Source organism: Yoonia sp. SS1-5 (genome assembly GCF_038443705.2).
In the GTDB taxonomy this organism is placed as follows: domain Bacteria; phylum Pseudomonadota; class Alphaproteobacteria; order Rhodobacterales; family Rhodobacteraceae; genus Yoonia; species Yoonia rhodophyticola.
In genome coordinates this window covers 2,693,756-2,718,036 of the sequence record NZ_CP151767.2, presented here as the reverse complement: position 1 = coordinate 2,718,036, position 24,281 = coordinate 2,693,756, and the positions used below count along the sequence as shown (strand labels likewise).

The window sequence follows — 24,281 nt, the reverse complement described above, 5'->3', positions numbered from 1 at the left end:
CTTTAGTTATCGTTAAGAGTTGTCGTCAGAACATCGACGGCGGCTATCGCGTCAGCGCGGCTTTCAGCCAGGCCCAGCCATTCGGTCATTTCCACGCGCGCTTCTTCGGGAAGGGCGGCGGTTTCTGCCAATGCGTCGGACAGGCGGCCTGCCTTTACGGCCGCTTCGGCCCGCGAGAGTATTGCATCAACATCATCGCCTTCGCGGGGCGCGACGGACCGCACATCAAACTGGTTGCGAAAGAACGCCCCGATGCCGGATGTCTCTTCGCCCGCGACATCAGCGGATCGGGCGGCGACCAATGCGGTGCGGGCCACCTCGGGAAAGCTTTCCTGCAGTGATGCCAGCGTGGGCACACCATCCTGCGCGGCCATCAGCGCATCGGGAACGGGTCCGTCCAAGGCGTCCTGCAGGTCGGTCAGGGCCGCACCAAGCGGCGCACCGTCATCAAGTGCGGTCTGAACCCGCGCAAGGGCCGCCCGTCCCGCCGCTGCCCGTGCGGCGGCTTCGGCATTTGCCTCGATTGATGCGGCTTCTGCGCGGGCCTCTTCAAGCTGCACGGTAGCGGTATCGCTCATGGCTTCAAGACGGCTGCGCAGTTCTTCAAGTTCGGCTTCATAAGCTGAGATTGCGCGTTCCGAGACGGTACCATCACCCACCGGCAGGGATTCCAGATCCGCAACCCGGGTATCCAGTGCCGCAACCGCGTCATCCAGCTCTGCCCGCAGGCCATTCAGCCCGGTATCAAGCTGGTCCTGCAAGGTCGTAATATTGTCAGACAATGCTGCCTGGGCAGTCTCGATACCGCTAAGGTCGACAGATGGTGGTTCTGCGATGCTGGCTTCGATGGCGGCCAATGTCTCGCTCTGGCTGGCGACCTGATCGGCCAGCGTTGTATCCGTTTGTACCAACCCCATGGAGCCCGCAACATATCCGATGCCGCCCGCAACAACCCCGCCCAGTAGAAGCGGCAGGAAACCCGATTTCTGTGCAGGTGGGGGTGGCGCGGGGGCCGCGGCTGGTTCGGGTGCAGCGGCGGCGGCCTTTTCCAGCTCGGGTGCAATCGTCTCTTCCGGTGCTGGCGGGTCGACGACAACAACGTCTTCATCCGACACTGTAGCGGCGTCAGTTGCGCGCAGCGGTTCTGCATGGACCTCTGGCGGGATCGCGTCAATCAAAGGCTGCGCGGCAGCCGATTCGTCCATTGGCGCCTCGGGCGCCGTCGGATTTTCCAATGTCAGCGGTGTTTGATCACCGCTATCTGGCTGATTTGCCAAGTTATTCACCCTTTCAGCGCCCCCACCTGAAAAACGAACAGGTGATAGCGCACGTTACCTTGCAAGCTGACAACCCTCAAGCGCCCCACCCAATCACTGGTCGGCACCGTCCAACGCGCCAAGGCACGTCAAAGTTGCATCAACCATTGCATCAAGCGTTGGTGCGGCAGCGACCTGACAGCTTTTCATCAAGCTGCGGGTGCGTGCGGCATCGCTGATGGCGATCACGTGAACGGGCGCGCGAAATGGCCCCTCTGCTTCGAATATAGTCGTCGAGCGGGGAGAGAAAAGAGGAACAACCACCGGGGTGTCGCCGGCCAGGGCCTGCTGGGCTTCGGCGTTCAGCGGGCACGCGGTTTGGCTATAGGCAGGGACGTCATGGCAAGTGAGGCCTGCCTGCCGCAGCGTTTCGCTGATATCGCCGCGGGTATGGACACCGCGAATATGCGCCAAGGGCTGCGCTGGTTTTGTGGCAATAATCAGATCGGTCAGTTCGCGGGCCGTACCTTGCCCGATCCTGACAGCAAAGCCCGCATCACTGGCTGCATGCCCGGTCCGTGTGCCCACGCAATAGGCCGGGGTTCCGGGTCTTGCCCCCAACCGGGGCGCCTGTGCGACACCGTGAACCGACGTAAAGACCAGCGCCCCTGCATCGGGCAGCGTGGCATCCAAGGGGGCGATCTTCAGCAAGGGGCTTGGGATGACGCGCAGCGCCCCGGTCCAACGGGCCGTGATGGCAGACATAAACGCCGTGTCACCCGGCGCAGGCCGGGTCACAATCAAAATGGGTATCATCGGCGCGCCATTGTTTGCATGTCCGCGCAATGTTACCTGCTATGCAAGGTTGCGCAACAGGAACGACAATGGCGAAGACACTGACACTGCTGGGAATAGAAAGCAGTTGTGACGATACGGCAGCGGCAATTGTCCGTGGCAAGAAAATTCTCTCATCCGTGGTGTATGGGCAAACATCGCTTCACGCGGATTTTGGCGGGGTCGTTCCGGAAATTGCGGCACGGGCCCATGCCGAGAAACTGGACCTGTGCATCGAAGAGGCGTTGAAAATCGCCAAGGTCAAGCTGAGTGGGCTGGACGGCATCGCCGTCACGGCTGGACCCGGTCTGATCGGCGGCGTTGTTTCAGGGGTGATGTATGCCAAGGGCATCGCGGCCGCGACAGGGCTGCCATTGATCGGTGTGAACCACCTTGCCGGTCATGCATTGACCCCACGATTGACCGGTCGGATCGCATTTCCCTATTTGATGTTGCTGGTCTCCGGCGGGCATTGCCAGTTTCTGATTGTCGAGGCACATGACAGCTACAAGCGGATCGGCGGGACAATCGACGACGCGCCGGGCGAGGCATTCGATAAAACGGCCCGTATTCTTGGCTTGCCCCAACCCGGTGGACCGGCGATTGAAGAGGTCGCCGCAACAGGCGACCCCGGTCGGTTCCCGATGCCCCGGCCGCTACTGGGGCAGGAGGGGTGCGATATGTCCTTTTCCGGCCTGAAAACCGCAATCTTGCGGGCGCGTGATGCCGTTGTCGCCGAAAAGGGCGGTTTGACACCGCAAGATCAGGCCGATCTGGCTGCAGGCTTTCAGGATGCGGTCACGGCCATCCTGACCGAAAAAACGCGCCGGGCGCTGACGGTGTATCTGGAAAGCGCGCCGAAACGACCGGCCTTCGCGGTTGCGGGTGGCGTCGCCGCGAATGGGCCGATCCGCGATAGTTTGCAGGCATTGTGCAAAGAGATGAAAACGCAGTTCACGGCACCCCCGGCCGCGCTATGTACCGACAATGCGGCGATGATTGCCTATGCCGGTCAGCAACGGCTTGCGGCGGGTCAGACCGACGACATGCAATTATCTGCCCGGCCGCGTTGGCCGCTGGATGAAGACGCAGCCCCCATGCTTGGGTCAGGCAAGAAAGGCGCCAAAGCGTGAAGATCGGCGTCGCCGGTGGCGGTGCATTTGGCACCGCTTTGGGCGTCGCACTGGCGCTCGACGGGAATGCCATCACGCTTTGGGCGCGAAACCCCGATGCTGTGGCCACAATGCAGACCACTCGCCTGAACCCGAAATTGCCGGATGTGCCGCTGCCACCGAAGATGGATTTTACCGCAGCAATTGATGATTTGCTCGGCTGCGACATTCTTTTGCTTGCAGTACCGGCCCAGACCCTGCGACCATTCCTGGAACCGTTGGCCGGACGCCTGGACGGAAAATATCTGGTGGCCTGCTGCAAGGGTATCGACCTGACCCGCATGACCGGCCCCGGTACAAGTATCACCGAACTGGTCCCGACAGCGACCGCCGCCGTTCTGACAGGGCCAAGTTTCGCCGCAGATATCGCATGTGGGCTGCCGACAGCCTTGACGCTTGCCTGCGCGGATGATGCGCATGGCGCGATCCTGCAGACCGCGCTGTCCACAACCGCGCTTCGCCTTTATCGAACAACCGACATCATCGGCGCGGAACTTGGCGGGGCGCTTAAGAATGTGATGGCCATCGCATCAGGCGTGGCGATTGGTGCGGGTCTGGGTGAAAGCGCGCGGGCCGCGTTGATCACGCGGGGCTTTCCCGAAATGCAGCGATTGGCAGCGGCGTTGGGTGCGATGCCTGATACGTTGGGCGGGCTGTCCGGTTTCGGAGATCTGGTGCTGACCTGTACCTCACCCCAGTCGCGCAACTACCGCTGCGGGGTCGCGCTGGGACAAGCGGCAGGGTTTGATCAGGCGACGACCGTCGAAGGCGCTGCCACCGCGCGGGCCGTGCGGCAGCTTGCGCAGGAACTGGACATTGATCTGCCCATTTGCGCCGTTGTGGCTGATCTGATTGAAGAGAAAACAGACGTGGCCGCCGCGCTGAATGCGCTTTTATCGCGTCCGTTAAGGGAGGAATGAATGCAGTTTGTATTGATGGCGATGGATAAACCGGGGGCTTTGGAGGTGCGCAAGGCCAATCGCGATGCGCATCTGGCCTATGTTGCGGACACCGATGTGGTTGCATTTGGCGGGCCGATGCTGGACAGCGCCGGGCAAATGTGCGGCTCGCTGCTTGTGCTTGATGTGCCTGACCTGGCTGCGGCACAGGCCTGGGCGGACGATGATCCATATGCCAAGGCGCAGCTTTTCGCGGATGTCACAATCCGGCAGTGGAAGCAGGTCATCGGCTGATGGCATATTGGTTGTTCAAATCCGAACCCGATGTCTGGGGCTGGGATGCGCAGGTTGCCAAAGGTGCCGTTGGCGAGGAATGGGACGGCGTGCGCAATTATCAGGCCCGCAACAACATGCGCGCGATGAAAACCGGTGATCTGGGTTTCTTCTATCATTCCCGCACCGGGCTGGAGGTCGTCGGCATCGTCGAGGTCTGCGCCGAAGCACATCCCGACAGCACCACGGATGATGCGCGTTGGGAATGCGTTGATATCCGGGCGGTACGGCCATTCAAGCGGCCCGTCACCATGGCCGAGATCAAGGCCGAACCCCGTTTGGCGGAAATGGCATTGGTGCGCAACTCGCGCCTGTCGGTACAGCCTGTCACACCAGAGGAATGGCAAATCGTCTGCGAAATGGGCGAAACCCAGCCCTAGCCTGCAGCATCATGACCGGACATACTGGCCGCATTCTGCAGGTCAGGGAGTAGGATCATGGAATATCTGTCAGTCATTGTCGCGGCGGTTGCGACATTTGCCTTTGGCGCACTGTATTACGGGTTGCTGTCAAAACCGTGGCTCGCGGCGTCAGGCGTGCCAGTGGACGAAGACGGAAAGCCGCTGAACAGCAGCGATCCAACGCCTTACATCGTGTCGTTTGTCTGCATCTTGCTGGTGGCAGGCATGATGCGGCACAGCTTTGTGTTGTCCGGGATCGACACCGCCGCCAAGGGGTTGATATCCGGGCTTGGGGTCGGCTTGTTCTTCATCACGCCGTGGATTTTCATCAATACCGGATATTCGAACAGGCCGTGGAAGCTTGCGGTCATTGATGGGGGATATGCGACAGCGGCGGGCGCGATTATCGGTCTGATACTCACATTGTTCTAGGGCAAGGCCCCTAAGCGCAGCACCGGCATAGGTTTCTGCAAAAAAGGAGAGGGGCGCAGACAGAATCCGGCCCCTCAACTCACCCCGCATGCTCCTCATCCACCACATGCGATTTAAAATAGGTCCGGGCCGTCCTGGCCGTGCGGGGATTTAGGGCAATTGGGTATCAAAAATCAAATGAATTGAACGAACAAGTTTACGGAATTTCTTAATTGTCTTTTAAGAAATACAAAACGCCCGCCGAATTGGCAGGCGTCAGGTTTTGCAATTGGGATTGCAATTAGCCGTATACGGCTTCTTTCCCGAAATGCTTTGTCAGCATGTAATAGATGACGGCGCGGTACTTATTGCGCTCTGACTTGCCATAGGTCTCGATCACAGACTCGATTGCGCTGTCCAGCTCGGGGCCGTCTTTCAGCGCAAGTTTCTTGATAAGAAAGTTGTTTTTAACGGTTTCAAGTTCCGCAGGTTGGCCAGCGGCCACTGTAGAGGCGTCAGCATTGTAGATCGCCGGTCCGCAACCAATCGTGACCTTTGTCAGAAGGTCCATATCGGGCGTCATGCCGCATTTGTTTTTCAGATCGTCGGCGTACTTTGCGATCAATTCGTCTCTTTTTCCCATTGGTATTGTCCCCAGTTCATTCTGTTTTTCGTATTTTCGAGACGCCCCTGACGCCCCACAGGGCGCACGTTACTGGCACTTGTGACAATTGGTAAAGGAAAAACAGGCTTTCGGCGATGATCCGCCTTACCGGCAGAGGCCCCAGCCCGTCGATTGCAGGTGAAAGTGGTCCGCATGCAGGCTGTTATAGTCCGGCGACAGCGTCAGGTTGAACCAGTCACAGGCCCCATCCCGGGCGGCCGTCAGAAACGCGGCCCTGGCATCACCGCTGTCCCAATCGCGCAGCAACTGCGCAGATGTGCCGTCGGCAAACCGAAAGCCTGCGATGTCGATGGCATTGGCTGTTGCATGTGTGCTCATCCGTCCGGTTGGCCCGCCAGGGGTCCGCATCTGCCGACAACTAAAGCTGCCGATATGATCTATCCTTGTAACAGTTGTGCCAAGGATCGCCTGTGCCGAAGGTTGCAGGCTGTGTTCTTCCCACATCGCCATACGCAAGGCGATGGCGCAACGCGTGTCGACATTTGTCAGACCCGCGGCACCTACCCCATCCAGACTGACCCGATCACGGATGTGACAGCTGGCAGACTGGTTCAGATCCTCCAAAGGCCGGATCGTGGCGCTGCCCTGCAAGGCTGCGATACAGCGCATCCCATCGGCTGCCGCGCGGTTCAGTTTCCAGCCCGTCAAGGGGGTGACAGGATCAGCGATGCGCAGCGGTTCAAGCGGGTTCCACTGCTGCGGCAAGGGCGTGTCTGGATGGGTCAGCGCAAGATGGCCCCCATAGCCAAGTGCGGCCAGAAAAAGCAGCGTGACCGCCCCACGCAAAATGGGGCGGCCACGTTTTTGGACCTTATCGTCCTTGTCTGCGGCATCCTGCGCCATCGCCTGACGTTTGGCATGCCGCATGCAGGATCAGTACCGATAATGTTCTGGTTTGAACGGCCCGTCGACGGTGACACCGATATAATCGGCCTGCTCTTTTTTCAGCTCGGTCAGTTTGACACCAATCCGTTTCAGGTGCAGCCGGGCGACCTTTTCATCCAGATGCTTGGGCAGAATGAAGACACCCGGGGCGTATTCATCACCCTTCGTCCACAATTCAATCTGGGCCAGGACCTGATTGGTAAAAGACGCGGACATCACAAAGGATGGATGGCCCGTGGCATTGCCAAGGTTCAGCAGGCGCCCTTCGGAGAGCAGGATCAAGCGATTGCCTGACGGCATCTCGATCATGTCCACCTGTTCCTTGATGTTGGTCCATTTGTGGTTTTTCAGGGCGGCAACCTGAATTTCGTTGTCGAAATGGCCGATATTGCCGACGATGGCCATATCCTTCATCTCGCGCATATGCTCGATCCGGATGACATCCTTGTTGCCGGTGGTGGTGATGAAAACATCCGCACTGGCCAGCACGTCCTCAAGCAGCACAACTTCGAAACCGTCCATCGCAGCCTGCAGCGCGCAGATCGGATCGACCTCGGTCACTTTGACCCGCGCGCCCGCACCCGCGAGCGAGGCTGCGGATCCTTTGCCGACATCCCCATAGCCACACACAACGGCAACCTTGCCGGCCATCATCGTGTCGGTTGCGCGCCGGATCCCGTCAACCAGCGATTCCTTGCAGCCGTATTTGTTGTCGAATTTCGACTTGGTCACACTGTCATTCACATTGATCGCCGGGAAGGGCAGTTGGCCATTCTTGTGCAGATCATAAAGGCGGTGGACACCGGTTGTCGTCTCTTCCGAGACGCCCTTGATGGCCTCTTTGGTCTTGGTGAACCAACCCGGGCTTGCGGCCATCCGCTTTTTGATCTGGTTCTTGATGACTTCTTCTTCGTCGGATGTCGGCACTGCCAGCACGTCTTCGCCGGCTTCCATGCGTGCGCCCAGCAAGACGTAAAGGGTCGCATCACCGCCATCATCAAGGATCATGTTCGGGCCGTCAGGGAACATAAAGGACTTGTCCAGATAGTCCCAATGCTCTTCCAGCGATTGCCCCTTGATTGCAAAAACCGGTGTACCGCCCGCCGCGATCGCCGCCGCCGCATGATCCTGCGTCGAAAAGATATTGCAGGATGCCCAACGGACATCTGCGCCAAGTTCCACCAGTGTTTCGATCAGCACAGCCGTCTGAATTGTCATATGCAGCGAGCCCACGATGCGGGCGCCCGAAAGCGGCTTGCTCTGCCCGTATTCCTCGCGCAGCGCCATCAGGCCGGGCATTTCGGTTTCGGCGATGTCCAGCTCTTTGCGGCCATATTCCGCCAGAGCAATATCCTTAACAACGTAGTCTTGCGACATGTCTGCAATCTCCTGAGTGGGTTGGCCGTGCCATAGCACCGCGGACCGCTTGCCACAATCCAGTGCCTCGTATTAATTGGGATGCTCTACAAAAGGTAAATGCAGGCAAAAAGACGGTGGCACGATGAAACAACCGCGGGCATGGCAGCGGATGCTGTCCGGGCGCAGGCTTGACCTGCTTGATCCGACCCCTGTGGATATCGAAATCGACGATATCGCCCATGGTCTGGCATTTGTGGCCCGCTGGAACGGGCAGACCAAGGGCGACTATGCCTATTCCGTGGCTGAGCATTCCCTGCTGGTCACCGAGATTTTCCGCATCCAGCAACCAAAGGCGCCCGCAAAGTGGCAATTGGCCGCATTACTGCATGATGCCCCCGAATATGTCATCGGCGACATGATCAGCCCGGTCAAAGCGGCCGTTGGCCCCGGATATGGCGCGCTTGATGACAGGCTGGCCACTGCCATTCATTTACGCTTTGGCCTGCCTGCGCAGGTACCGGCCAGCGTAAAGAAGCAGATCAAGAAGGCAGACAAGCTGTCTGCCTGGCTTGAAGCGGTACAAATCGCCGGGTTCACAAAAGCCGAGGCTGACCGCTTTTTCGGCAAACAGGACCCCGCGCTGACAGGCAGACTATTGATCCGCCTGCGCCCGCCAACAGACGTCCGCGCCGATTTTCTGGACTTGCACAAGCAACTGATGGAACGTTTATGATTATTCGCCCCGCAACGGCCACCGATCTGGCCGACCTTACCCACGTCATCAATGAGATTATCGCGCTGGGCGGGTCAACCGCCCATCAGCGCCCCTTTGATCAAAAGCGGATGCAAGATCACTATGTTGCGCCGCCCAGCGGGATTTCATGTCAGGTGGCAGAAGATAATGGGCGGGTTATCGGCTTTCAGTCACTGCTTTGGCCGCGCAACGACAGTGATCCTCTGCCTGCGGGCTGGGCGACCATCGCGAGTTTCGTGGCGAGTCAGGCGGCCGGGAAAGGTGTTGGGCAAAAGCTTTTCGCCGCAACAAGGCAGGCGGCGGCGGCGGCTGGCGTGACGACAATTGATGCCACTATTCGGGCGGATAATGTTGCCGGGCTGCGCTATTATACTGGGCTTGGATTTGCCGACTATGATCGGCTTGTTGCTATCCCGCTGCGCGATGGCACGGTTGTTGATCGGATCAGAAAGCGTTTTGACCTTTCAATGTCTGCATGATGCGCGTTGACCGGACCGCAGCCAAATTCACTTAGGCATCAGGTGGCCCATCTACTACCATCGGCGTCATGGCCTATGACTACGATAAACTCTACGCGCAGGAACGCGACGCGTTGGGGCAACCAACGGCGATTTTTGTCGACTTCTTTGACAAGATTGACCGCAAACAGATGCGTGTTCTGGATGTCGGGTGCGGACAAGGGCGGGATGCGATTTTCATCGCCAGAAAAGGCCATCAAGTGGTCGGCGTCGATATCTCGGCCAATGGGATCTGAGACCTTACAGCAGTTGCCGCGCCGGAAGGTTTGCCGATCACAGGCGTTGTCGCTGATATCACGACATATGATCCGGATGGCGTATTTGACGTCGTGTTGATTGACCGGACATTACATATGCTGCCCCGCCCAGCGCGGTTGGCGGTCCTCAAGACGATGCTTGATCATGTGGATCAGAATGGCTGGCTGCTGATCGCCGATGAAACGGCGAATATGGCAGCGTTTCGGACCATCATTGCGGCGCATACCGCCAACTGGGCAACGGAAGTGTCGCAGCGGGGCTACCTTTTCCTGCAGCGTTTGTGACGGCCAATTTCGTTTCGGCTGCAAGCGAGTGGTCCGGCATCCGTACCGAATGGATGGGACGCACTTTACCAGCATCGAGAAGGTGCAAGGCCGCGCCACCGAAACAGGTGTCACGGCCGGAATCAATCAGTTTTTCAACTTGGTGGTGCGCAGATATGGCAGCACGGTTGTGAAATCCCCGAATTTCGCCTGTGCATCCTCGTTGCTGACGGTGGCCGGGATGATCACATCATCGCCCACATTCCAGTTGGCGGGCGTCGCTACGCCACGCCCGACCGAGGTTTGCAGCCCGTCCAGGGCGCGAAGAACCTCGGCAAAGTTGCGTCCGACCGTCATTGGGTAAGTCATTGACAGTTTCAACTGCTTGTCCGGCCCGATGATAAAGACAGACCGAACCGTCGCACTATCGGCGGGGGTACGGCCATCGGGCAGATAGGCCTCGGCCGGGAGCATGTCGAACGCTTTCGACACTTCCAGCCCGGCATCGGCGATAATCGGGAACCCGGCCTTTGCGCCGCCCACGATTTCGATATCGCCTTTCCATTTCTTGTGGTCTTCCACCCCGTCAACGCTGACCCCGATGACCTTGGTGCCGCGCTTTTCCCACTCTGCCGCAAGCTGGGCGACGGCCCCGAACTCTGTCGTGCAGACAGGTGTAAAGTCTTTGGGGTGTGAAAACAGGATTGCCCAGCTGTCGCCGATCCAATCATGCAGGGCAAAACTGCCCTGATCCGTTTCAACCGTCAAATTTGGAATAGTGTCATTAATACGCAGCGACATCGGCAGCTCCTTTTTGTTTCAATATGGCCAGTAACATAGATGGGGCGCGGTGAAAGAGCTACCAGCTGTGACGCTGCGGCTGTCATGGTGGGCGGCCCGAAATATCATGTGCGCAAAAGCACGATGTCAGTGCGGCGGTGGGTGTTTCGTGCGATTTCCTGATGGCTATGTTGGGGCCAACGAAGGAGATATTCAATGCTACGACAGATCAAAGGCCTGCATCATGTCACATCCCTGGCCCGTGACGCCCGCGAAAACAACGCATTCTTCACCAATGTGCTGGGACTGCGCAGGGTCAAGAAGACCGTCAACTTTGACGCCCCCGATGTCTATCACCTCTATTATGGGGATGAGGTTGGGTCCCCCGGGACCGTGATGACCTATTTCCCTTTCCCGAATGCTGCCCGTGGTCATCGCGGCACAGGCGAGGTTGGCCGCACATCATTCAGTATTCCGACCGGTTCAGCCCAGGCGTGGCAAGCACGGCTGGCAACCTTCGACGTTGAAGGCCTATCCACCCAGACACTGTTTGGACAAAAGCGGGTCCTGTTTGATGGACCAGATGGCGATGCCTTTGCCTTGGTCGAACATGACGATGATCGCACGCCCTGGACAGGTGGCGGCGTCAGCGTAGATATGGCCGTGCGCGGTTTTCTTGGCGCGGATATGCGCCTGAACGATGCCGGTGCCAGCGCCGAACTGCTCCAGTTCATGGGGTACGAGAAACTGGACACGCAGGGTGATGTGACCAGATTTGCGATCCCCGATGGGAATGATGCCAATATCATCGACATCCAGACCGTGCCCCATGCCCCCATGGCACGGCAGGGTGCCGGATCGGTGCATCACATTGCCTTTGCCGTTGAAAACCGCGCCCGTCAGCTTGAGGTCCGCGAGGCATTGCTGGATACAGGATATAATGTGACACCAGTGATTGACCGCGACTATTTCTACGCCATCTATTTCCGCGCGCCCGGCGGCGTCCTGTTTGAGGTGGCCACCAACGAGCCCGGCTTTGACCGCGACGAGGATACCGCACACCTGGGCCGGAGCCTGAAACTGCCCAGCCAGCATGAACATCTGCGCACCAAGCTTGAACGCAAGCTGATGCCCCTTGGTGACTGACATGCCCTATCAGGCATTACGCAAAACAGGGACAGCGGGCGCACCGCTGTTCCTGACCTTTCACGGCACCGGTGGATCGGAAAACCAATTCCATGAATTGGCCGGGCAGTTGCTGCCGGACGCATCCGTCACCTCGCCCCGCGGCGATGTGTCAGAGCATGGCGCATTGCGCTTTTTTGCCCGCAAGGCCGAAGGTGTCTACGATATGGATGACCTTGCGATCCGTACGGACGCGATGGCCGCGTTTATCAAGGCAGAGCGCGCGGCCACGGCCCCGGCCCGTGTCATCGGTCTGGGCTATTCGAATGGCGCGAATATTCTGGCGGCTGTCGCATTGGCCTATCCGGCCCTTGTTGATGACCTGATTTTGATGCACCCGCTGATCCCATGGCAGCCAGACCCCCAGCCGGGACTTGCCGGCCGGCGGGTTCTGATCACGGCGGGTCAAACAGACCCGATCTGCCCCGTCCCCCAAACCCAGGCGTTTGCGACCTATCTGTCCGACCAGGGTGCGGACGTCACCTTGAACTGGCATCCGGGCGGTCATCAGATCGCCAGATCAGAGATCGCGGCAGTTCAGGCCTTTCTTGCCAACTATAGCGTTTGACGAAATACCTGATACATCGAGCATCATGTAACGCGTTGAAATCTTTGATTTCAGGCAGCGTTACGTGATTCAGGTTTTTCGCATAACGCTTTAAAAGGGGCATTTCGCGGTAATCCGCATGCCCTGCCCACCGTCAGGATGCCGGAACTGCAAGGTTTCCGAATGCAACATCAGGCGTGGATGGGCACGCGCAGGGCCCGTTGCATAGAACGGGTCGCCCAGGATCGGATGCCCGATTGCCTGCATATGGACCCGCAATTGGTGCGAACGCCCGGTGCGGGGCATCAGCCGGACCCGCGTTTCACCTGCGTCCTTCCGGACCACGCGCCATTCTGTCAGGGCCGCTTTTCCATTCTGATGATCCACCATCTGACGCGGGCGATTGGGCCAATCGACAATGAGCGGCAAATCAACCGCCCCCGTCTTTTCTGCCATCTCGCCCCAGACGCGGGCGACATAGGTCTTCTTGGTTTGCCGCTTTTCAAATTGCAGGCCCAGATGCCGCTGCGCATGTGGGGTCAGCGCAAAGATCATGACCCCGGACGTATCGCGATCCAGCCGATGAACCAAAAGGGCGGTGGGAAATACAGCGGCCACACGCGCCATGAGGCAATCGGCAAGGTCCGGCCCCTTTCCGGGCACGGATAACAGGCCGCTGGGCTTGTCGACCAGTATGACCTCGTGATCGTCATGCAGAATGACCAGCGGATCGGTCGGGGGGGTATAGGCGTCATTCACCCCGGCACGCGCGCCCCGAAGATGGCCGACCCCACACGAATATGGGTCGCGCCAAAGCTGATGGCCTTTTCAAAGTCGCTGGACATGCCCATCGAAAGACCGGCAAGACCGTTGCGGGCAGCAATCTTGGCAAGCAGCGCAAAGTGCAATGAGGCCTCCTCGTCGACGGGCGGAATGCACATCAGGCCTTTCAGGGGCAGATCAAGCGCACGCACCTCTGCAATGAACGCGTCAGCCTCGGCGGGGAGAATCCCGGCCTTTTGCGGCTCTTCGCCCGTATTCACCTGAATGAACACATCCGGGCAGGCCCCGGTTTCCTGCGCAATGCGGGCAAGCGTCCGGGCCAGCTTGGGCCGGTCAACGGTTTGGATGGCATCAGCCAGTGCCATCGCCTGTCGGGCCTTGTTGGTCTGCAATGGGCCAATCAAGTGAAGCTTCACATTCGCATAGCGTTCGCGCAGGGCCGGCCACTTTCCGGCGGCCTCCTGTACCTTGTTTTCACCAAATACCCGATGCCCTTCGTCTAGAATCGCCACGACCCGCTCCTCGGGCTGTACTTTGGACACCGCGATCAACTCAACCTCACCGGGATCACGACCTGCATTTTCACACGCGACGCCAATACGTGCATGAATATCGGCAAGGGACATGGCAGGCTCCGCAAAATAAGGATCACGAGGTATTTCGGCCTGAAATAGGGCGATTTGCCCATGATGTCATGGCCGAAAACACTGTGTGTCCTTGATGCATCATTTTGTGCAGACCCGCGACAAACGGCCCCAATTTGCTTGAGTGTGCAGGCTGATGGGCGCAGGAAGTCGGCAATGCTAGTAAATCTGGCATTCTTGGGAATGCAAAAACACGAGGGAAAATATCCATGAAAAGCATCCTTCTTACAACAACTGCGATTGTCGCCTTTGCAGGCGCCGCAGCTGCAGACGGCCACGCGACGCCAGGCATCGCGTTCGCCGGTGAGGCAACTCTGGGCTACAACGATGACATCGAAGACGGCTTCTACTGGGACGCCGAAATCGACACGACAATGACAGCTGCACTGGACAACGGTGTTGTTGCCGCTGCTGAATTTGGTCTGAACGTTGTTGAAAACGATCTGGGCGAAGCTGTTGCAACTAGCGACTATGTTTTGTCTTTGTCCACCGACAACGCCGCACTGAAGTTCGGTGATCTGGACCCGGTTGCAGAAGACAACTTCAGCCCAGTTGACGGCGAAGTTCCAGGTTTCAACGACCAGGACGTTCACTTTGACCCAACTGCGACAAGCCCTGATGGTGTAGCAGCTGTCGCCGATGACCCAGATGCGGGCCTTGGCGCCGGCTTCGACGCAATCCTGACTGGTGAAGTATCTGCTGCTGGCTGGAAAGGGATGATCTCTTTCGGTGTTGAGTACGGCAATGACGACACAGTGGGTAACGGTTCTTCCACTGACGATGATCTGGACGCGATGCAGCTGTTTGTTCAGGGCGACGTTGGTCCGGTTGAACTGCAATTCGCTTACCAGGACGCTTTCCTGGGCGCTGACGAAGTATACGGTGTTGCAGCGACAGCAACTGTTGCTGGCGCAGAACTGAAAGGTTCTTACATCGACGATGGCACAGAGAACTCTCTGGGTCTCGGCGCATCCTACCCAGTTGGTCCTGTGACAGTTGGTGGTTATTACACAATCAACGATGTTGCAGATGACAACTTCGGTGTGACTGCTGACTACTCTGCTGGTGGTCTGGCTGTAAGTGCCGCTTACGAAGTCACCGGTGGCGTTGCTGACGTGGACGACAACACCAACGAATTCACATTGGAAGGCTCTTACGAAGTTGGCCAAGGCGTGACACTCTTCGCTGGTGTGATCAACACCGACGTAGAAGGTGGCGACAACACCAACCAGTACTATGCCGCAGGTACATATGACCTCGGCGGTGGTGCAGAGCTTCTCGTTTCCTATGCTGAAAACGAAGCGAACGAAGATGACGACGAAATCGGTGATCCAGAGTACCTGCACGGTACAACTGTTGAGCTGTCTCTCGCATTCTAAGCGAAGCGTCTCTTAAGTCTAAGGCAGAGCGGTCCTTCGGGGCCGCTCTTTCTTTTTGTGCGCTGGCTCTCTTGTGACCGGGCAGGCCCTTCGCTACACCTTTGCCAGCATAGATGAAGCCACGTTGAGAGTGTTCCTTGTGACCAAGACTGCCAAATCCTTTCTGATCGCACTGATCCTGTCCGCCTTGGCAGCCTGTGGTGGCCAGGCCCCGACGCCGCGCGGCGCTGAAAATGTCGCCGTAAACCGGTATCTTTGGGCCGCATCGCTAGATGTGCTTAGCTTTCTGCCAATCCAGACCGCTGATCCTTTCACAGGCGTCATCTCAACCGGTTTTGGCACCCCGCCCGGTACCAACCGGGCCTATCGCGCCAATATTCAGGTGACAGACCCCGCACTGGATGCAAGGTCATTGAATGTCGCCCTGCAATCGCGCAGCGGTCCGGTCGCGCTTGAAACCCAGCGCGCCATCGAGGACGCGATCCTGTCACGCGCGCGCCAGCTTCGTATTGCCGACGGCGCCCTATAGCCATCGGTACCAAGCCCGATTATGACTACCGCCGGGCCCCTTGCCCGGCGTTTGCATTTCTTGAAAGACCCGCATCATGAACACTTACACACCCGGAACGATCGAGGCGAAATGGCAGGCCGCCTGGGCGGATGCCGACACGTTCAAGGCCGTTCGCAGCGCCGACAAGCCCAAATATTATGTGCTGGAAATGTTCCCCTATCCGTCTGGCCGTATCCATATCGGCCATGTGCGCAATTACACGATGGGTGACGTGATCGCCCGCTACAAACTGGCCACCGGCCACGCTGTTTTGCACCCGATGGGCTGGGACGCATTCGGAATGCCCGCCGAAAACGCGGCCATGGCCTCGGGCGGCCACCCAAAGGACTGGACTTACCAGAATATCGCGGACATGCGCGACCAGATGAAACCGCTGGGCCTGTCCATCGACTGGTCCCGCGAGTTTGCAACCTGCGATCCCGAATATTACGGCCAGCAACAGGCGCTGTTCATCGACTTTCTGGCCAAGGGTCTGATCTACCGCAAGAAAGCTGTCGTGAACTGGGACCCGGTTGATATGACCGTCCTGGCCAACGAACAGGTGATCGACGGCAAGGGTTGGCGCTCGGGCGCCGAGGTTGAGCGGCGTGAACTGGTGCAGTGGTTCTTTAGGATCAGCGACTATTCCGAAGAACTGCTGACCGCCATCGACGGGCTGGACAACTGGCCCGCCAAGGTCAAACTGATGCAGGCCAACTGGATCGGCAAATCCCGGGGTATCGAAATTCCCTTTCACCCCACCAATGGCGGCGATCCGATTGTGTGCTATTCAACCCGCCCCGACACGATGCGTGGCGCAAGTTTTATTGCCATATCCCCCGAACACCCCCTGTCGGTTGCCATGTCCGCCGACACACCCGAACTGGCCGATTTCATCGCTGAGACCCGCAAGATGGATACGACCGAGGCTGCGATGGAAAAGGCCGAAAAGAAGGGCATTGATACCGGTATCCGCGTCAAGCACCCGATCTATCCGGATCAGGAACTGCCGGTCTGGGTCGGCAATTTTGTCTTGATGGATTACGGCACCGGTGCCGTCTTTGGCTGCCCCGCCCATGATCAACGTGATCTGGATTTCGCCCGGAAATACGATCTGCCCGTGCGCAATGCATTCCACATGCCGGGTGAACCGGCCGAGGTTCAAGATCAGGCCCTTGTGCCCGCCAAGACCGAACCGGTTGTCTTTATCGACCACTTTGCCGGCATCACCGAGGTCACAAGTCAGGACGCCATTGATGCGACCATTGACTATTTCGAGGCCAACGGCCTTGGGCAGGGTCAGGTCAAATATCGACTGCGCGACTGGGGGCTGAGCCGCCAACGCTATTGGGGTTGCCCCATCCCCGTTGTGCATTGCGATGCCTGCGGCGTTGTTCCCGAGAAAAAGGAAAACCTGCCCATCGAATTGCCCTATGATGTCAGCTTTGACATCCCCGGAAACCCGCTGGACCGCCATCCAACATGGCGCGATTGCGCCTGTCCGTCATGTGGCAAACCTGCCAAGCGCGAAACCGATACGATGGATACTTTTGTGGATTCCTCGTGGTATTTCGCCCGGTTCACCGCCCCGCATGCCACCACCCCGACCGATATTGATGACGCCGCCTATTGGATGAATGTCGATCAGTATATCGGCGGGATCGAACATGCGATCCTACACCTGCTTTATAGCCGTTTCTTTGCCCGTGCGATGAACATGACCGGCCACCTGCCCCAAGGCACCGCAGAGCCGTTTGACGCCCTGTTTACCCAAGGCATGGTCACCCATGAGATCTATCAGACCCGCGATGCAAATGGCCGCCCCGTCTATCACCTGCCCGAAGACGTGACGAACGGCAAATTGGCGGATGGAACGACGGTCGAGGTCATCCCCTCCGCCAAGATGTCGAAATCAAAGAAGAATGTGGTCGACCCCGATGACATTCTGGCCAAATACGGCGCCGACACGGCCCGCTGGTTTGTCCTGTCCGACAGCCCGCCGGAACGGGATGTTGAATGGACGGCATCGGGCGCTGATGCCGCGTTCAAGCATCTTGGCCGCGTTCATCGCGTCTGCACGCAAATCGCCGAGATGCCAGATGAGACAAGCCCCGATGATGCCGACCTTCTGCGCGCCATGCACAAGGCAATCCACGATGTGACGATGGGTGTGGAAACCTTCGGCTTCAACGCAGCGATTGCCAAACTTTATGCATTCACCAATGTGCTGGCCAAATCCAAGGCTGGCGGCAATGCGAAACGCACCGCAGCCAAGGTACTGGCACAGCTGATGTCACCCATGACACCGCACCTGTCCGAAGAAATCTGGGCGATGCTGGGCGCAGATGGGCTGGTTGCAAATGCCCCCTGGCCTGTGGCTGACGCGGCGATGTTGGTCGAAGACAGCGTGACAATGCCGATCCAGATCAATGGGAAACGGCGGGCGGAAATCCAGGTGGCCGCCGATGCCAGCAAGGACGCCATCGAAAAGATCGTCATGGATCTTGAGCCGGTGCAACGCGCCTTGGATGGCGGGCAGCCCAAGAAGCTGATCATCGTACCCGGCCGGATCGTGAACATTGTTGTCTAGTGCGGTCCCCCGCCGTCTGGCCCTTTTGGGCCTGCTGAGCCTTGCGGGGTGCGGGTTTGCGCCGGTTTACGGCGATACAAGCGGACTGCGGGGCCAGGTCACTATCGACAGCCCCGAAAGCGTGGCAGGTTTCCGGCTGCGCGACCGGCTTGAACAACGGCTGGGCGTTGCGACCCAGCCGCGCTATGCCTTGTCGGTCGAACTTGGCAGCACGCAACGTCCGGCCGCGATCACTGCCGAAGGTGATACGGTCCGTTTTAACGTGGTGGGCGACGCCGATTGGGTCCTGCGCAATGGGTCCGATGGACAGGTCATTGACCGTGGCACAATCCAGACATTCACCAGCTATGCCGCCACCGGATCTACAGTGGCCACACAAGCCGCCGCGACGGATGCGCAGGCGCGCCTTTCCGTCGCGCTGGCGGATGCCATCGTCAGCCGACTGCTTGTCCTGACCGCGGATCTGGACGGATGAAGCTGTCCGGTCAGGCCGCTACTGCATATTGCCGCAAGCCGGACCCAAATCATACCGGTCTGCTGATCTTTGGCGCAGACCCGATGCGCGTGGCGGGCAAACGCCAGGACGCGATCAGCGCATTGATTGGCCCCGCGGGCGAGGAAGAAATGCGCCTGACCCGGATCAACGGCGCAGATTTGCGCAAGGATCCCGCATTGCTTGACGATGCGATCAAGGCACAGGGGTTCTTTCCCGGGCACCGCGTGGCCTTTGTCGAAGAAGCGACCGATGGGCTTGGCAAGCTGTTTGACGCCGCCTTGCGTGACTGGAAGGCAGGCGATGCGCAGATCGTTGTGACAGCGGGCCAATTGACCGCCAAATCAGCCCTGCGCAAGGCGTTCGAGGCCCATCCCAATGCCGTTGCCATCGGTGTCTATGATGATCCCCCGACGGTGGCCGACATGGAACAGGCGCTCGCGGCTGCCGGTCTGCCGGCGCCCGACCGGGATGTGGGCGACGCATTGATGGCACTTGCAGGCACGTTGGAACCGGGTGATTTCCGGCAGACCATCGAAAAGCTTGGCCTTTATAAGCGTGGCGATGACAGCCCGCTGACCGTGGCGGACGTCACCGCCTGCGCCCCGCAATCGGCAGAGGTGGATGTGGACGACATCCTTGATGTGGTCTCCCAGGGGCAGGCCGATCAGATCGGTCCGGTGCTGCGCAGCCTCTATGCCCAAGGGGTCACGCCGGTGACATTGTGCATTGGTGCCATGCGGCATTTTCGCAGATTACATGTTGTCGCATCTGACCCGGGTGGCCCGGCCGCCGGGGTCGGGCGGCTGCGCCCGCCGGTTTTTGGGCCGCGTCGCGACAAGATCGCCCGGCAAGCGGGCAATTGGGGGCGGGATCGGTTGGAACGGGCGCTCACGGCCCTGACGGATGTCGATTTGCAACTGCGATCTGCCAGCACTGCGCCGCAGGCCGCACTGATGGAACGGACGTTGATCAGATTGGCGATGATCGGGCGGCGCTAAAGCGCGGATGCCGCCGCCATCAATGCAAACGCACCCAAAAGAAGATAGCCGCCGTTCACGCCGATCTGCGGCGTTTCAACTGGCGGCGGGGGTGCGACAGGTGTCTCTGCGATGGGTTCCGCCAGACCACCTGCATGCGCAACCGGTGTAAAACCGACCATAGCTACCACTGCAACTTTCAAGTATCGCATCCCGATATTCCCCATCACCAAACATCTTCCTCGTCTTCGCCATACAACTATTACCTGCGCTTGCACGCGGCAGCAACGCAAATGGCCAAGTCGCGCGAACCCGGGGGTTGAAACGATGCAACCATCCGCAAAAACGAAAAAGGCTGGCACAAAGCCAGCCTTTCCCAGACATTCGAAAAAGAAGGTCTTATTCGTCGTCGTCTTCAGCGTTCACAGCAGCTGCGATAAGCAGAGCGGCAAGAACACCAACGATCACGTATGTGCTGTTGATAGAGGAACCAGCAGGTGCTGGCTCTTCAACAACAACAACGGGTGCTTCCATAACTTCTGGGGCCAGGCCACCAGCGTTTGCAGCGAAACCAGAAACAGCCAGTGCGGCGGCTGCGGCGAGCGTAGTTGTAAGGCGCATATCAGTACTCCAATTAATGCACGGGTGGAGTGCGGCTATCTGCCGCTCCACATTGCTTCCTTAAATCAGGACATTAAGCAAAATCCAAGATGTCATGTCACAGATTAAAAAACGTCGATTTGCAGATAGCCAGCGTCGGGCGAGACCGCCTGAAGGCTGCGAATAACGGACCCTGCGTCATTTAGCCAATAAACGTTGGTAAATTCCAGCGAGTCGCCTGCGCATTTCTCTTCGAATTTGACGGTTTTGCGGCGTGTTTGCAGCCTTTCGATGGTTTCTGACCCCTGCGAAACGATGCGGCACTGCAACAGTTCCGTCGAAATTCCGTCCTGATCTTTCAGGAAATCATGCCGTCTCAGCGCGTTTCCGCCGCCTCTGCGCAGTGCTGCGCGCACTTCAGCCACATCTGCGGCAATCAAATCCCCCATCAGGCCACGACTGGCGACAACGATCCCACCATCGACAGTGACGCTGTTGTTTTCACTATCGACCCAGGTCGTCCGGGTGCCGTTTTCACCGGCCTGGATCATCGTATCCCACCGATTGCGGTTTCGGATATTCACCCGCATGAACTTGCCCGGATTGGCCCGGACTTCTTCGGGCGACAGAGGTGGGGCAGCGGTTGGCGCCGTCTGTGTGCTGCCTGTTGTCAAGTCAACGATCAGATCGGCCACCTGCGATGCGGTGCTGCCCTTGTTCAGCGGGCCACAGCCGCCAAGAACGGCAGCCGCCACAAGTCCGATAGACGCTGTTTTCAATCTTCGCATGCTCATCGCCAGAACCGCCCCCATGTATCTGACAGGTCTGCCAGATGCCCATCGCGCACCACGTCATACAGCCGTCCATCAACCTGAAGGCGTGCGCCCCCGTCGCCGGCCCGGGTCCGGAAGGTGTTTGCATAGCTGCCCCGCGTTGGCGAGCCGGTAAAGAAGTCCTGCGGGACCGTCACCTGCACACCCTTGTTGTAGGACCCGCTGCCAAAGTCCTCGTAGGCGAGATCGGTTTGCGTGACATAGGCCCCGATCACCCACCCATTGTCGAACTCCCGATCAACCGAGATCGTCGCGCCCCAATCGCCGGCCAGATAGCGCCCCGCATCGACCTGCGCATGATACCCGTTGCCAAAGTCATAATAGGCCGACACATGGCCGGTTGTGACGTCATAGTCATATTCCTCGAACCCAAACCGCATGTCCGAGTCGCGCTGCGCGACCTGGTTGATTTCCACACCCAGACCCAGACTGCTATTGACCGGCTTCCACAAAAGCTCGCCCGAGACCCCGCCAAAAAAGCGTTCCAGATAACCGACACTGACCCGGCTATAAAGGTCGGTGCCCGGCCGTGCGAAATGGCTGAATGTCAGGCTGCTCAGCACGGGCACCCCGTCATTGCCGTAGCGGCTGCCATCGGACCGCACGTTTTGCACATCGGGTGTTGCGTCAACGCCGGCCGGATCATCCTCGGGCTCAAGCAGGCTTTGTTCGATAGCACCAGACAACACCATATTCGGCCGGATCGTATAGACACCGCGCAGCGACAGGCCGATATCTAGATCAACGGATCCATTGCCACTGAACGGGTTCAGGCGGAAATAGGGGCCAAGCCCCCAGGCAAAGCTGCTACCCTCCCGATCAACCATGCGCAAATCGGCGGTGGGACCTGCATCGTCGAATTCCGCCCGGGACAGGATGGCATCAGTGCCGCCAGCCCGGTTTTCCAGCTGTTCAAGATCGCTGCGCGCAATCCGGATAGCCGAAAGCGGGATACCCCGGCGCTGCGGTTCCAGCACGAATGTCTTGACGGAATCGGGGACGACCTGCGTGGCCATGCGCGCCACTCGCCCGGCGGCCTGCGCCTCTGACCTGTAGCGCCCGTTGGTATAGCGAATGCGGGCCGTTGTATCGGAAATATCGACGCCGGAAAGCGTGATGCCTTCGGTCTTCAACAAGGCGGATAGCGCCGTGGCAATCGCATTTTCAGGAACCGCGGCCCGATCCCAGCTTTGGGCCGCGCGCGCGTCGGCGCTCCGCACCTTGATCGGGGCGGGCGCACGTTCTGTGCCGCTGCTTCCGGGGCGGCGATTGGGGTTCAGGGCGAAACTGCCCGAAATGCCCACCTGTGTGCCATAAAGATAGGACAGCCCAAGCTGGACACCCTCGCGCGGGCGGTAGGTCAGACCGTAGTTATAGGGCGACTCGACAGGTATCGCCACGCCATTGCCGACTTCTGGATAGGCGATGGTGCTGTATTCGGCCTTCACGCCCCAGCGATCATTGATCTGGTATTCAAAACCGCCGAACAGCGCCGCATCGCCCCGGAACCACGCATCTGGCCCCAGCTGCCCACTTGGTTCGGCCACTGACCGGCTGCCAAACGGGCTGTCGAAACCATCTGCCGTCGCGAGTTGCCCCCAGCCCAGGCCAGCACTGACGATCAGGGCATCACCCACGGATTTGGATGCAACCAGATATTCCGACTGAAACCGGCCGGGCGTCAGGAAGTCCCGCAGCCCGATGGCCATGGCGGGCAGATACTGTCCCTCATTGTTGAACCGGTATTGCAGGTCAAAGCCACGTTCCAGATCCCGGTCAACCGACCCGACAAACGGATCATCGTAAAGATCGACATTGGAATAGCGAAAGCTGCCGGAAAGGCGCTTGGTAATCTGAAATGTGAGGGTCGAGCGCAGATAGGTATCCGTATAGGCAAAGGTTGCCGCAACCTCGTTCTCGGGGGCGCTTTGTGCTGTTGGCGTTTCCAGAAGCCCGGGTGTCCCGTAAAGCGAATAGGTCGCCGAAACGTCCTGCCCCCCGGCTGATCCAGCCACCATACTGGCCGCAACCGCAACCGTCGGCGCAAGATGGATGCGCTTTGGCATTGTATGTCTCCCACTCACCTTTGAGAGATATACCTATCCTGCGCAGCGGTCTTTGTGAATCCCGAAAGTCCGGGCGTCTCGGCCACAGATAACAGCAAAATCACAAATACACGTTATGCGTGTACATTATTTGTTAACCATAACGCCGGAAGTTGCGCCCATGTTGGTCTCGCATAGCTGCCGGTTTATTGTATTTTCGGAACCATTGGGTGCCTGCCCATGGGTCGCCGGTGCCTTGCTGCCTTGGCTTGATCAGCCCGTCGCATCCGACTGGCGCAAAAGCGCGGGTACAAATCTCTTTTCCGGGATGTCCCCGGTCGAGGCAGAGATCGCCTTTGACCTGATGGGACGCGACTTTGCAGACTATACGCGGATCGCAATCATCCAGAACCCATATGCGCGACTGACAAAGCTGTATGACCGGATTGCACAGGCCCGTCACGGGTGGCGACTGCGCCGCAGGATCGGCCTTTCCAATCCGGATTTTCACCGCTGGCTACGCACGCTTAGCAACAAGCCCTGTCGCAAACGGATGGGGCGGCGACAATGCTGGCAGTCGATCGGCGCGTGGTCGCTGGATGCATGGTGTGCTGATCGGGTGACGCATGTAGTCCGGGCAGAGTTCGCCAATGCTGAACTGGGCGCAATTTTCGGGGATATGGGCTTTGCGCCAGCTTTTGGTGATCATGCCGAACAGCATCAGTCACTCGGCACGCACCTGCGCCGATACGACGCCCCGTCCAGGGATCTGGTTGCCGATCGCTACGCGCCCGATCTGGCGCTGTATGACAAGCGACAACCGGATTTGCGATTGGTGGCCTAG

The 24,281-nt window shown here is 58.9% G+C and carries 29 protein-coding genes; 17 read left to right on the top strand and 12 right to left on the bottom strand.

The window, feature by feature from the left end:
* Positions 1 to 2: 2 nt before the first annotated feature.
* A complete protein-coding gene (locus AABB31_RS14850) occupies positions 3 to 1,277 on the bottom strand; it encodes a hypothetical protein (protein ID WP_342077401.1) in 1,275 nt (424 codons plus the stop codon).
* Between the two features lie 93 nt (positions 1,278 to 1,370).
* Positions 1,371 to 2,072 carry a uroporphyrinogen-III synthase gene (locus AABB31_RS14845; protein WP_373634922.1) on the bottom strand — a complete coding sequence of 234 codons (702 nt, stop codon included), beginning with the start codon at positions 2,070 to 2,072 and terminating at the stop codon, positions 1,371 to 1,373.
* Between the two features lie 68 nt (positions 2,073 to 2,140).
* Here AABB31_RS14845 and tsaD point away from each other — a divergent pair, with 68 nt between their 5' ends.
* The 5 genes from tsaD to AABB31_RS14820 are packed head-to-tail and all read left to right on the top strand — an operon-like array spanning position 2,141 to position 5,327.
* Positions 2,141 to 3,223 carry a tRNA (adenosine(37)-N6)-threonylcarbamoyltransferase complex transferase subunit TsaD gene (tsaD, locus tag AABB31_RS14840; protein ID WP_342077403.1) on the top strand — a complete coding sequence of 361 codons (1,083 nt, stop codon included), beginning with the start codon at positions 2,141 to 2,143 and terminating at the stop codon, positions 3,221 to 3,223.
* Positions 3,220 to 4,182 carry an NAD(P)H-dependent glycerol-3-phosphate dehydrogenase gene (locus tag AABB31_RS14835; RefSeq protein WP_342077404.1) on the top strand — a complete coding sequence of 321 codons (963 nt, stop codon included), beginning with the start codon at positions 3,220 to 3,222 and terminating at the stop codon, positions 4,180 to 4,182. Before tsaD ends, AABB31_RS14835 begins: the two co-directional genes overlap by 4 nt.
* Positions 4,183 to 4,455: a YciI family protein gene (locus AABB31_RS14830; RefSeq protein ID WP_342077405.1), complete on the top strand. Its 273-nt coding sequence runs from the start codon at positions 4,183 to 4,185 to the stop codon at positions 4,453 to 4,455.
* Positions 4,455 to 4,874 carry an EVE domain-containing protein gene (locus AABB31_RS14825; RefSeq protein ID WP_342077406.1) on the top strand — a complete coding sequence of 140 codons (420 nt, stop codon included), beginning with the start codon at positions 4,455 to 4,457 and terminating at the stop codon, positions 4,872 to 4,874. Before AABB31_RS14830 ends, AABB31_RS14825 begins: the two co-directional genes overlap by 1 nt.
* A 57-nt stretch (positions 4,875 to 4,931) precedes the next feature.
* Positions 4,932 to 5,327 carry a DUF1761 domain-containing protein gene (locus AABB31_RS14820; protein ID WP_342077407.1) on the top strand — a complete coding sequence of 132 codons (396 nt, stop codon included), beginning with the start codon at positions 4,932 to 4,934 and terminating at the stop codon, positions 5,325 to 5,327.
* Positions 5,328 to 5,607: 280 nt separating this feature from the next.
* On the opposite strand, the gene AABB31_RS14815 is transcribed toward AABB31_RS14820, so the two are convergent.
* From AABB31_RS14815 to ahcY, 3 genes are all read right to left on the bottom strand, one after another.
* Complete coding sequence (locus AABB31_RS14815) at positions 5,608 to 5,949, bottom strand: DUF2853 family protein (RefSeq protein WP_342077408.1); 342 nt, start codon at positions 5,947 to 5,949, stop codon at positions 5,608 to 5,610.
* 126 nt (positions 5,950 to 6,075) lie between these two features.
* Complete coding sequence (locus AABB31_RS14810; protein WP_342077409.1) at positions 6,076 to 6,858, bottom strand: extensin family protein; 783 nt, start codon at positions 6,856 to 6,858, stop codon at positions 6,076 to 6,078.
* A 6-nt stretch (positions 6,859 to 6,864) separates the two neighbouring features.
* The gene (gene ahcY, locus AABB31_RS14805; RefSeq protein WP_373634921.1) at positions 6,865 to 8,253 is read right to left on the bottom strand and encodes an adenosylhomocysteinase; all 1,389 of its coding nucleotides are present in this window, start codon (positions 8,251 to 8,253) and stop codon (positions 6,865 to 6,867) included.
* A 124-nt stretch (positions 8,254 to 8,377) separates the two neighbouring features.
* Between ahcY and AABB31_RS14800 the strand changes: the two genes are divergently transcribed.
* The 4 genes from AABB31_RS14800 to AABB31_RS14785 all read left to right on the top strand — a co-directional run bounded on the left by AABB31_RS14800 (position 8,378) and on the right by AABB31_RS14785 (position 10,049).
* Positions 8,378 to 8,968 (top strand): HD family hydrolase, encoded by a 591-nt coding sequence (locus AABB31_RS14800; protein WP_342077410.1) that lies wholly within the window; start codon positions 8,378 to 8,380, stop codon positions 8,966 to 8,968.
* Positions 8,965 to 9,468: a GNAT family N-acetyltransferase gene (locus AABB31_RS14795; RefSeq protein ID WP_342077411.1), complete on the top strand. Its 504-nt coding sequence runs from the start codon at positions 8,965 to 8,967 to the stop codon at positions 9,466 to 9,468. The genes AABB31_RS14800 and AABB31_RS14795 overlap by 4 nt, the downstream gene beginning before the upstream one ends.
* Positions 9,469 to 9,536: 68 nt before the next feature.
* Positions 9,537 to 9,743: a methyltransferase domain-containing protein gene (locus tag AABB31_RS14790; protein ID WP_342077412.1), complete on the top strand. Its 207-nt coding sequence runs from the start codon at positions 9,537 to 9,539 to the stop codon at positions 9,741 to 9,743.
* 30 nt (positions 9,744 to 9,773) lie between these two features.
* A complete protein-coding gene (locus AABB31_RS14785) occupies positions 9,774 to 10,049 on the top strand; it encodes a class I SAM-dependent methyltransferase (protein ID WP_342077413.1) in 276 nt (91 codons plus the stop codon).
* A 126-nt stretch (positions 10,050 to 10,175) separates the two neighbouring features.
* Here AABB31_RS14785 and AABB31_RS14780 read toward each other — a convergent pair whose 3' ends face one another.
* On the bottom strand, positions 10,176 to 10,829 hold the full coding sequence (locus AABB31_RS14780) for a peroxiredoxin (RefSeq protein WP_342077414.1): 654 nt from the start codon (positions 10,827 to 10,829) through the stop codon (positions 10,176 to 10,178).
* A gap of 195 nt (positions 10,830 to 11,024) precedes the next feature.
* Here AABB31_RS14780 and AABB31_RS14775 point away from each other — a divergent pair, with 195 nt between their 5' ends.
* Positions 11,025 to 11,954: a VOC family protein gene (locus AABB31_RS14775; RefSeq protein ID WP_342077415.1), complete on the top strand. Its 930-nt coding sequence runs from the start codon at positions 11,025 to 11,027 to the stop codon at positions 11,952 to 11,954.
* Position 11,955: 1 nt separating this feature from the next.
* Positions 11,956 to 12,561, top strand: a complete 606-nt coding sequence (locus tag AABB31_RS14770) for an alpha/beta hydrolase (protein ID WP_342078818.1) — start codon at positions 11,956 to 11,958, stop codon at positions 12,559 to 12,561.
* Positions 12,562 to 12,651: 90 nt separating this feature from the next.
* On the opposite strand, the gene AABB31_RS14765 is transcribed toward AABB31_RS14770, so the two are convergent.
* The gene (locus AABB31_RS14765; RefSeq protein ID WP_342077416.1) at positions 12,652 to 13,299 is read right to left on the bottom strand and encodes a pseudouridine synthase; all 648 of its coding nucleotides are present in this window, start codon (positions 13,297 to 13,299) and stop codon (positions 12,652 to 12,654) included.
* Positions 13,296 to 13,949: a YggS family pyridoxal phosphate-dependent enzyme gene (locus AABB31_RS14760; protein WP_342077417.1), complete on the bottom strand. Its 654-nt coding sequence runs from the start codon at positions 13,947 to 13,949 to the stop codon at positions 13,296 to 13,298. The genes AABB31_RS14765 and AABB31_RS14760 overlap by 4 nt, the downstream gene beginning before the upstream one ends.
* A gap of 227 nt (positions 13,950 to 14,176) precedes the next feature.
* Here AABB31_RS14760 and AABB31_RS14755 point away from each other — a divergent pair, with 227 nt between their 5' ends.
* The 5 genes from AABB31_RS14755 to holA all read left to right on the top strand — a co-directional run bounded on the left by AABB31_RS14755 (position 14,177) and on the right by holA (position 19,980).
* Complete coding sequence (locus AABB31_RS14755) at positions 14,177 to 15,346, top strand: porin (protein WP_342077418.1); 1,170 nt, start codon at positions 14,177 to 14,179, stop codon at positions 15,344 to 15,346.
* A gap of 175 nt (positions 15,347 to 15,521) precedes the next feature.
* Entirely contained in the window at positions 15,522 to 15,875 is a 354-nt protein-coding gene (locus AABB31_RS14750) for a DUF3576 domain-containing protein (RefSeq protein WP_342078819.1), read from the top strand.
* A gap of 76 nt (positions 15,876 to 15,951) precedes the next feature.
* Complete coding sequence (gene leuS / locus AABB31_RS14745; RefSeq protein WP_342077419.1) at positions 15,952 to 18,486, top strand: leucine--tRNA ligase; 2,535 nt, start codon at positions 15,952 to 15,954, stop codon at positions 18,484 to 18,486.
* Positions 18,479 to 18,961, top strand: a complete 483-nt coding sequence (lptE, locus tag AABB31_RS14740) for an LPS assembly lipoprotein LptE (protein WP_342077420.1) — start codon at positions 18,479 to 18,481, stop codon at positions 18,959 to 18,961. The genes leuS and lptE overlap by 8 nt, the downstream gene beginning before the upstream one ends.
* Positions 18,958 to 19,980 carry a DNA polymerase III subunit delta gene (gene holA / locus AABB31_RS14735; protein ID WP_342077421.1) on the top strand — a complete coding sequence of 341 codons (1,023 nt, stop codon included), beginning with the start codon at positions 18,958 to 18,960 and terminating at the stop codon, positions 19,978 to 19,980. The genes lptE and holA overlap by 4 nt, the downstream gene beginning before the upstream one ends.
* Here the strand turns inward: holA and AABB31_RS14730 are convergent.
* The 4 genes from AABB31_RS14730 to AABB31_RS14715 form a co-directional block, all read right to left on the bottom strand.
* The gene (locus AABB31_RS14730; RefSeq protein WP_342077422.1) at positions 19,977 to 20,171 is read right to left on the bottom strand and encodes a hypothetical protein; all 195 of its coding nucleotides are present in this window, start codon (positions 20,169 to 20,171) and stop codon (positions 19,977 to 19,979) included. The genes holA and AABB31_RS14730 overlap by 4 nt on opposite strands.
* A gap of 187 nt (positions 20,172 to 20,358) precedes the next feature.
* Entirely contained in the window at positions 20,359 to 20,580 is a 222-nt protein-coding gene (locus AABB31_RS14725; RefSeq protein WP_342077423.1) for a hypothetical protein, read from the bottom strand.
* 104 nt (positions 20,581 to 20,684) lie between these two features.
* Positions 20,685 to 21,347 (bottom strand): YjbF family lipoprotein, encoded by a 663-nt coding sequence (locus tag AABB31_RS14720; protein ID WP_342077424.1) that lies wholly within the window; start codon positions 21,345 to 21,347, stop codon positions 20,685 to 20,687.
* 2 nt (positions 21,348 to 21,349) lie between these two features.
* Positions 21,350 to 23,458: a YjbH domain-containing protein gene (locus AABB31_RS14715; RefSeq protein ID WP_342077425.1), complete on the bottom strand. Its 2,109-nt coding sequence runs from the start codon at positions 23,456 to 23,458 to the stop codon at positions 21,350 to 21,352.
* 160 nt (positions 23,459 to 23,618) lie between these two features.
* Between AABB31_RS14715 and AABB31_RS14710 the strand changes: the two genes are divergently transcribed.
* Entirely contained in the window at positions 23,619 to 24,281 is a 663-nt protein-coding gene (locus tag AABB31_RS14710; RefSeq protein WP_342077426.1) for a hypothetical protein, read from the top strand.

Bases quoted from the DNA above. Each gene is read 5' to 3' on its own strand.
- AABB31_RS14845 (WP_373634922.1), bottom strand. From the start codon at position 2,072: ATGATACCCATTTTGATTGTGACCCGGCCTGCGCCGGGTGACACGGCG.
- tsaD (WP_342077403.1), top strand. From the start codon at position 2,141: ATGGCGAAGACACTGACACTGCTGGGAATAGAAAGCAGTTGTGACGAT.
- AABB31_RS14830 (WP_342077405.1), top strand. From the start codon at position 4,183: ATGCAGTTTGTATTGATGGCGATGGATAAACCGGGGGCTTTGGAGGTG.
- AABB31_RS14825 (WP_342077406.1), top strand. From the start codon at position 4,455: ATGGCATATTGGTTGTTCAAATCCGAACCCGATGTCTGGGGCTGGGAT.
- AABB31_RS14820 (WP_342077407.1), top strand. From the start codon at position 4,932: ATGGAATATCTGTCAGTCATTGTCGCGGCGGTTGCGACATTTGCCTTT.
- AABB31_RS14815 (WP_342077408.1), bottom strand. From the start codon at position 5,949: ATGGGAAAAAGAGACGAATTGATCGCAAAGTACGCCGACGATCTGAAA.
- AABB31_RS14810 (WP_342077409.1), bottom strand. From the start codon at position 6,858: ATGCGGCATGCCAAACGTCAGGCGATGGCGCAGGATGCCGCAGACAAG.
- ahcY (WP_373634921.1), bottom strand. From the start codon at position 8,253: ATGTCGCAAGACTACGTTGTTAAGGATATTGCTCTGGCGGAATATGGC.
- AABB31_RS14800 (WP_342077410.1), top strand. From the start codon at position 8,378: ATGAAACAACCGCGGGCATGGCAGCGGATGCTGTCCGGGCGCAGGCTT.
- AABB31_RS14795 (WP_342077411.1), top strand. From the start codon at position 8,965: ATGATTATTCGCCCCGCAACGGCCACCGATCTGGCCGACCTTACCCAC.
- AABB31_RS14790 (WP_342077412.1), top strand. From the start codon at position 9,537: ATGGCCTATGACTACGATAAACTCTACGCGCAGGAACGCGACGCGTTG.
- AABB31_RS14780 (WP_342077414.1), bottom strand. From the start codon at position 10,829: ATGTCGCTGCGTATTAATGACACTATTCCAAATTTGACGGTTGAAACG.
- AABB31_RS14775 (WP_342077415.1), top strand. From the start codon at position 11,025: ATGCTACGACAGATCAAAGGCCTGCATCATGTCACATCCCTGGCCCGT.
- AABB31_RS14770 (WP_342078818.1), top strand. From the start codon at position 11,956: ATGCCCTATCAGGCATTACGCAAAACAGGGACAGCGGGCGCACCGCTG.
- AABB31_RS14760 (WP_342077417.1), bottom strand. From the start codon at position 13,949: ATGTCCCTTGCCGATATTCATGCACGTATTGGCGTCGCGTGTGAAAAT.
- AABB31_RS14755 (WP_342077418.1), top strand. From the start codon at position 14,177: ATGAAAAGCATCCTTCTTACAACAACTGCGATTGTCGCCTTTGCAGGC.
- leuS (WP_342077419.1), top strand. From the start codon at position 15,952: ATGAACACTTACACACCCGGAACGATCGAGGCGAAATGGCAGGCCGCC.
- holA (WP_342077421.1), top strand. From the start codon at position 18,958: ATGAAGCTGTCCGGTCAGGCCGCTACTGCATATTGCCGCAAGCCGGAC.
- AABB31_RS14730 (WP_342077422.1), bottom strand. From the start codon at position 20,171: ATGCGATACTTGAAAGTTGCAGTGGTAGCTATGGTCGGTTTTACACCG.
- AABB31_RS14725 (WP_342077423.1), bottom strand. From the start codon at position 20,580: ATGCGCCTTACAACTACGCTCGCCGCAGCCGCCGCACTGGCTGTTTCT.
- AABB31_RS14720 (WP_342077424.1), bottom strand. From the start codon at position 21,347: ATGCGAAGATTGAAAACAGCGTCTATCGGACTTGTGGCGGCTGCCGTT.
- AABB31_RS14715 (WP_342077425.1), bottom strand. From the start codon at position 23,458: ATGCCAAAGCGCATCCATCTTGCGCCGACGGTTGCGGTTGCGGCCAGT.
- AABB31_RS14710 (WP_342077426.1), top strand. From the start codon at position 23,619: ATGTTGGTCTCGCATAGCTGCCGGTTTATTGTATTTTCGGAACCATTG.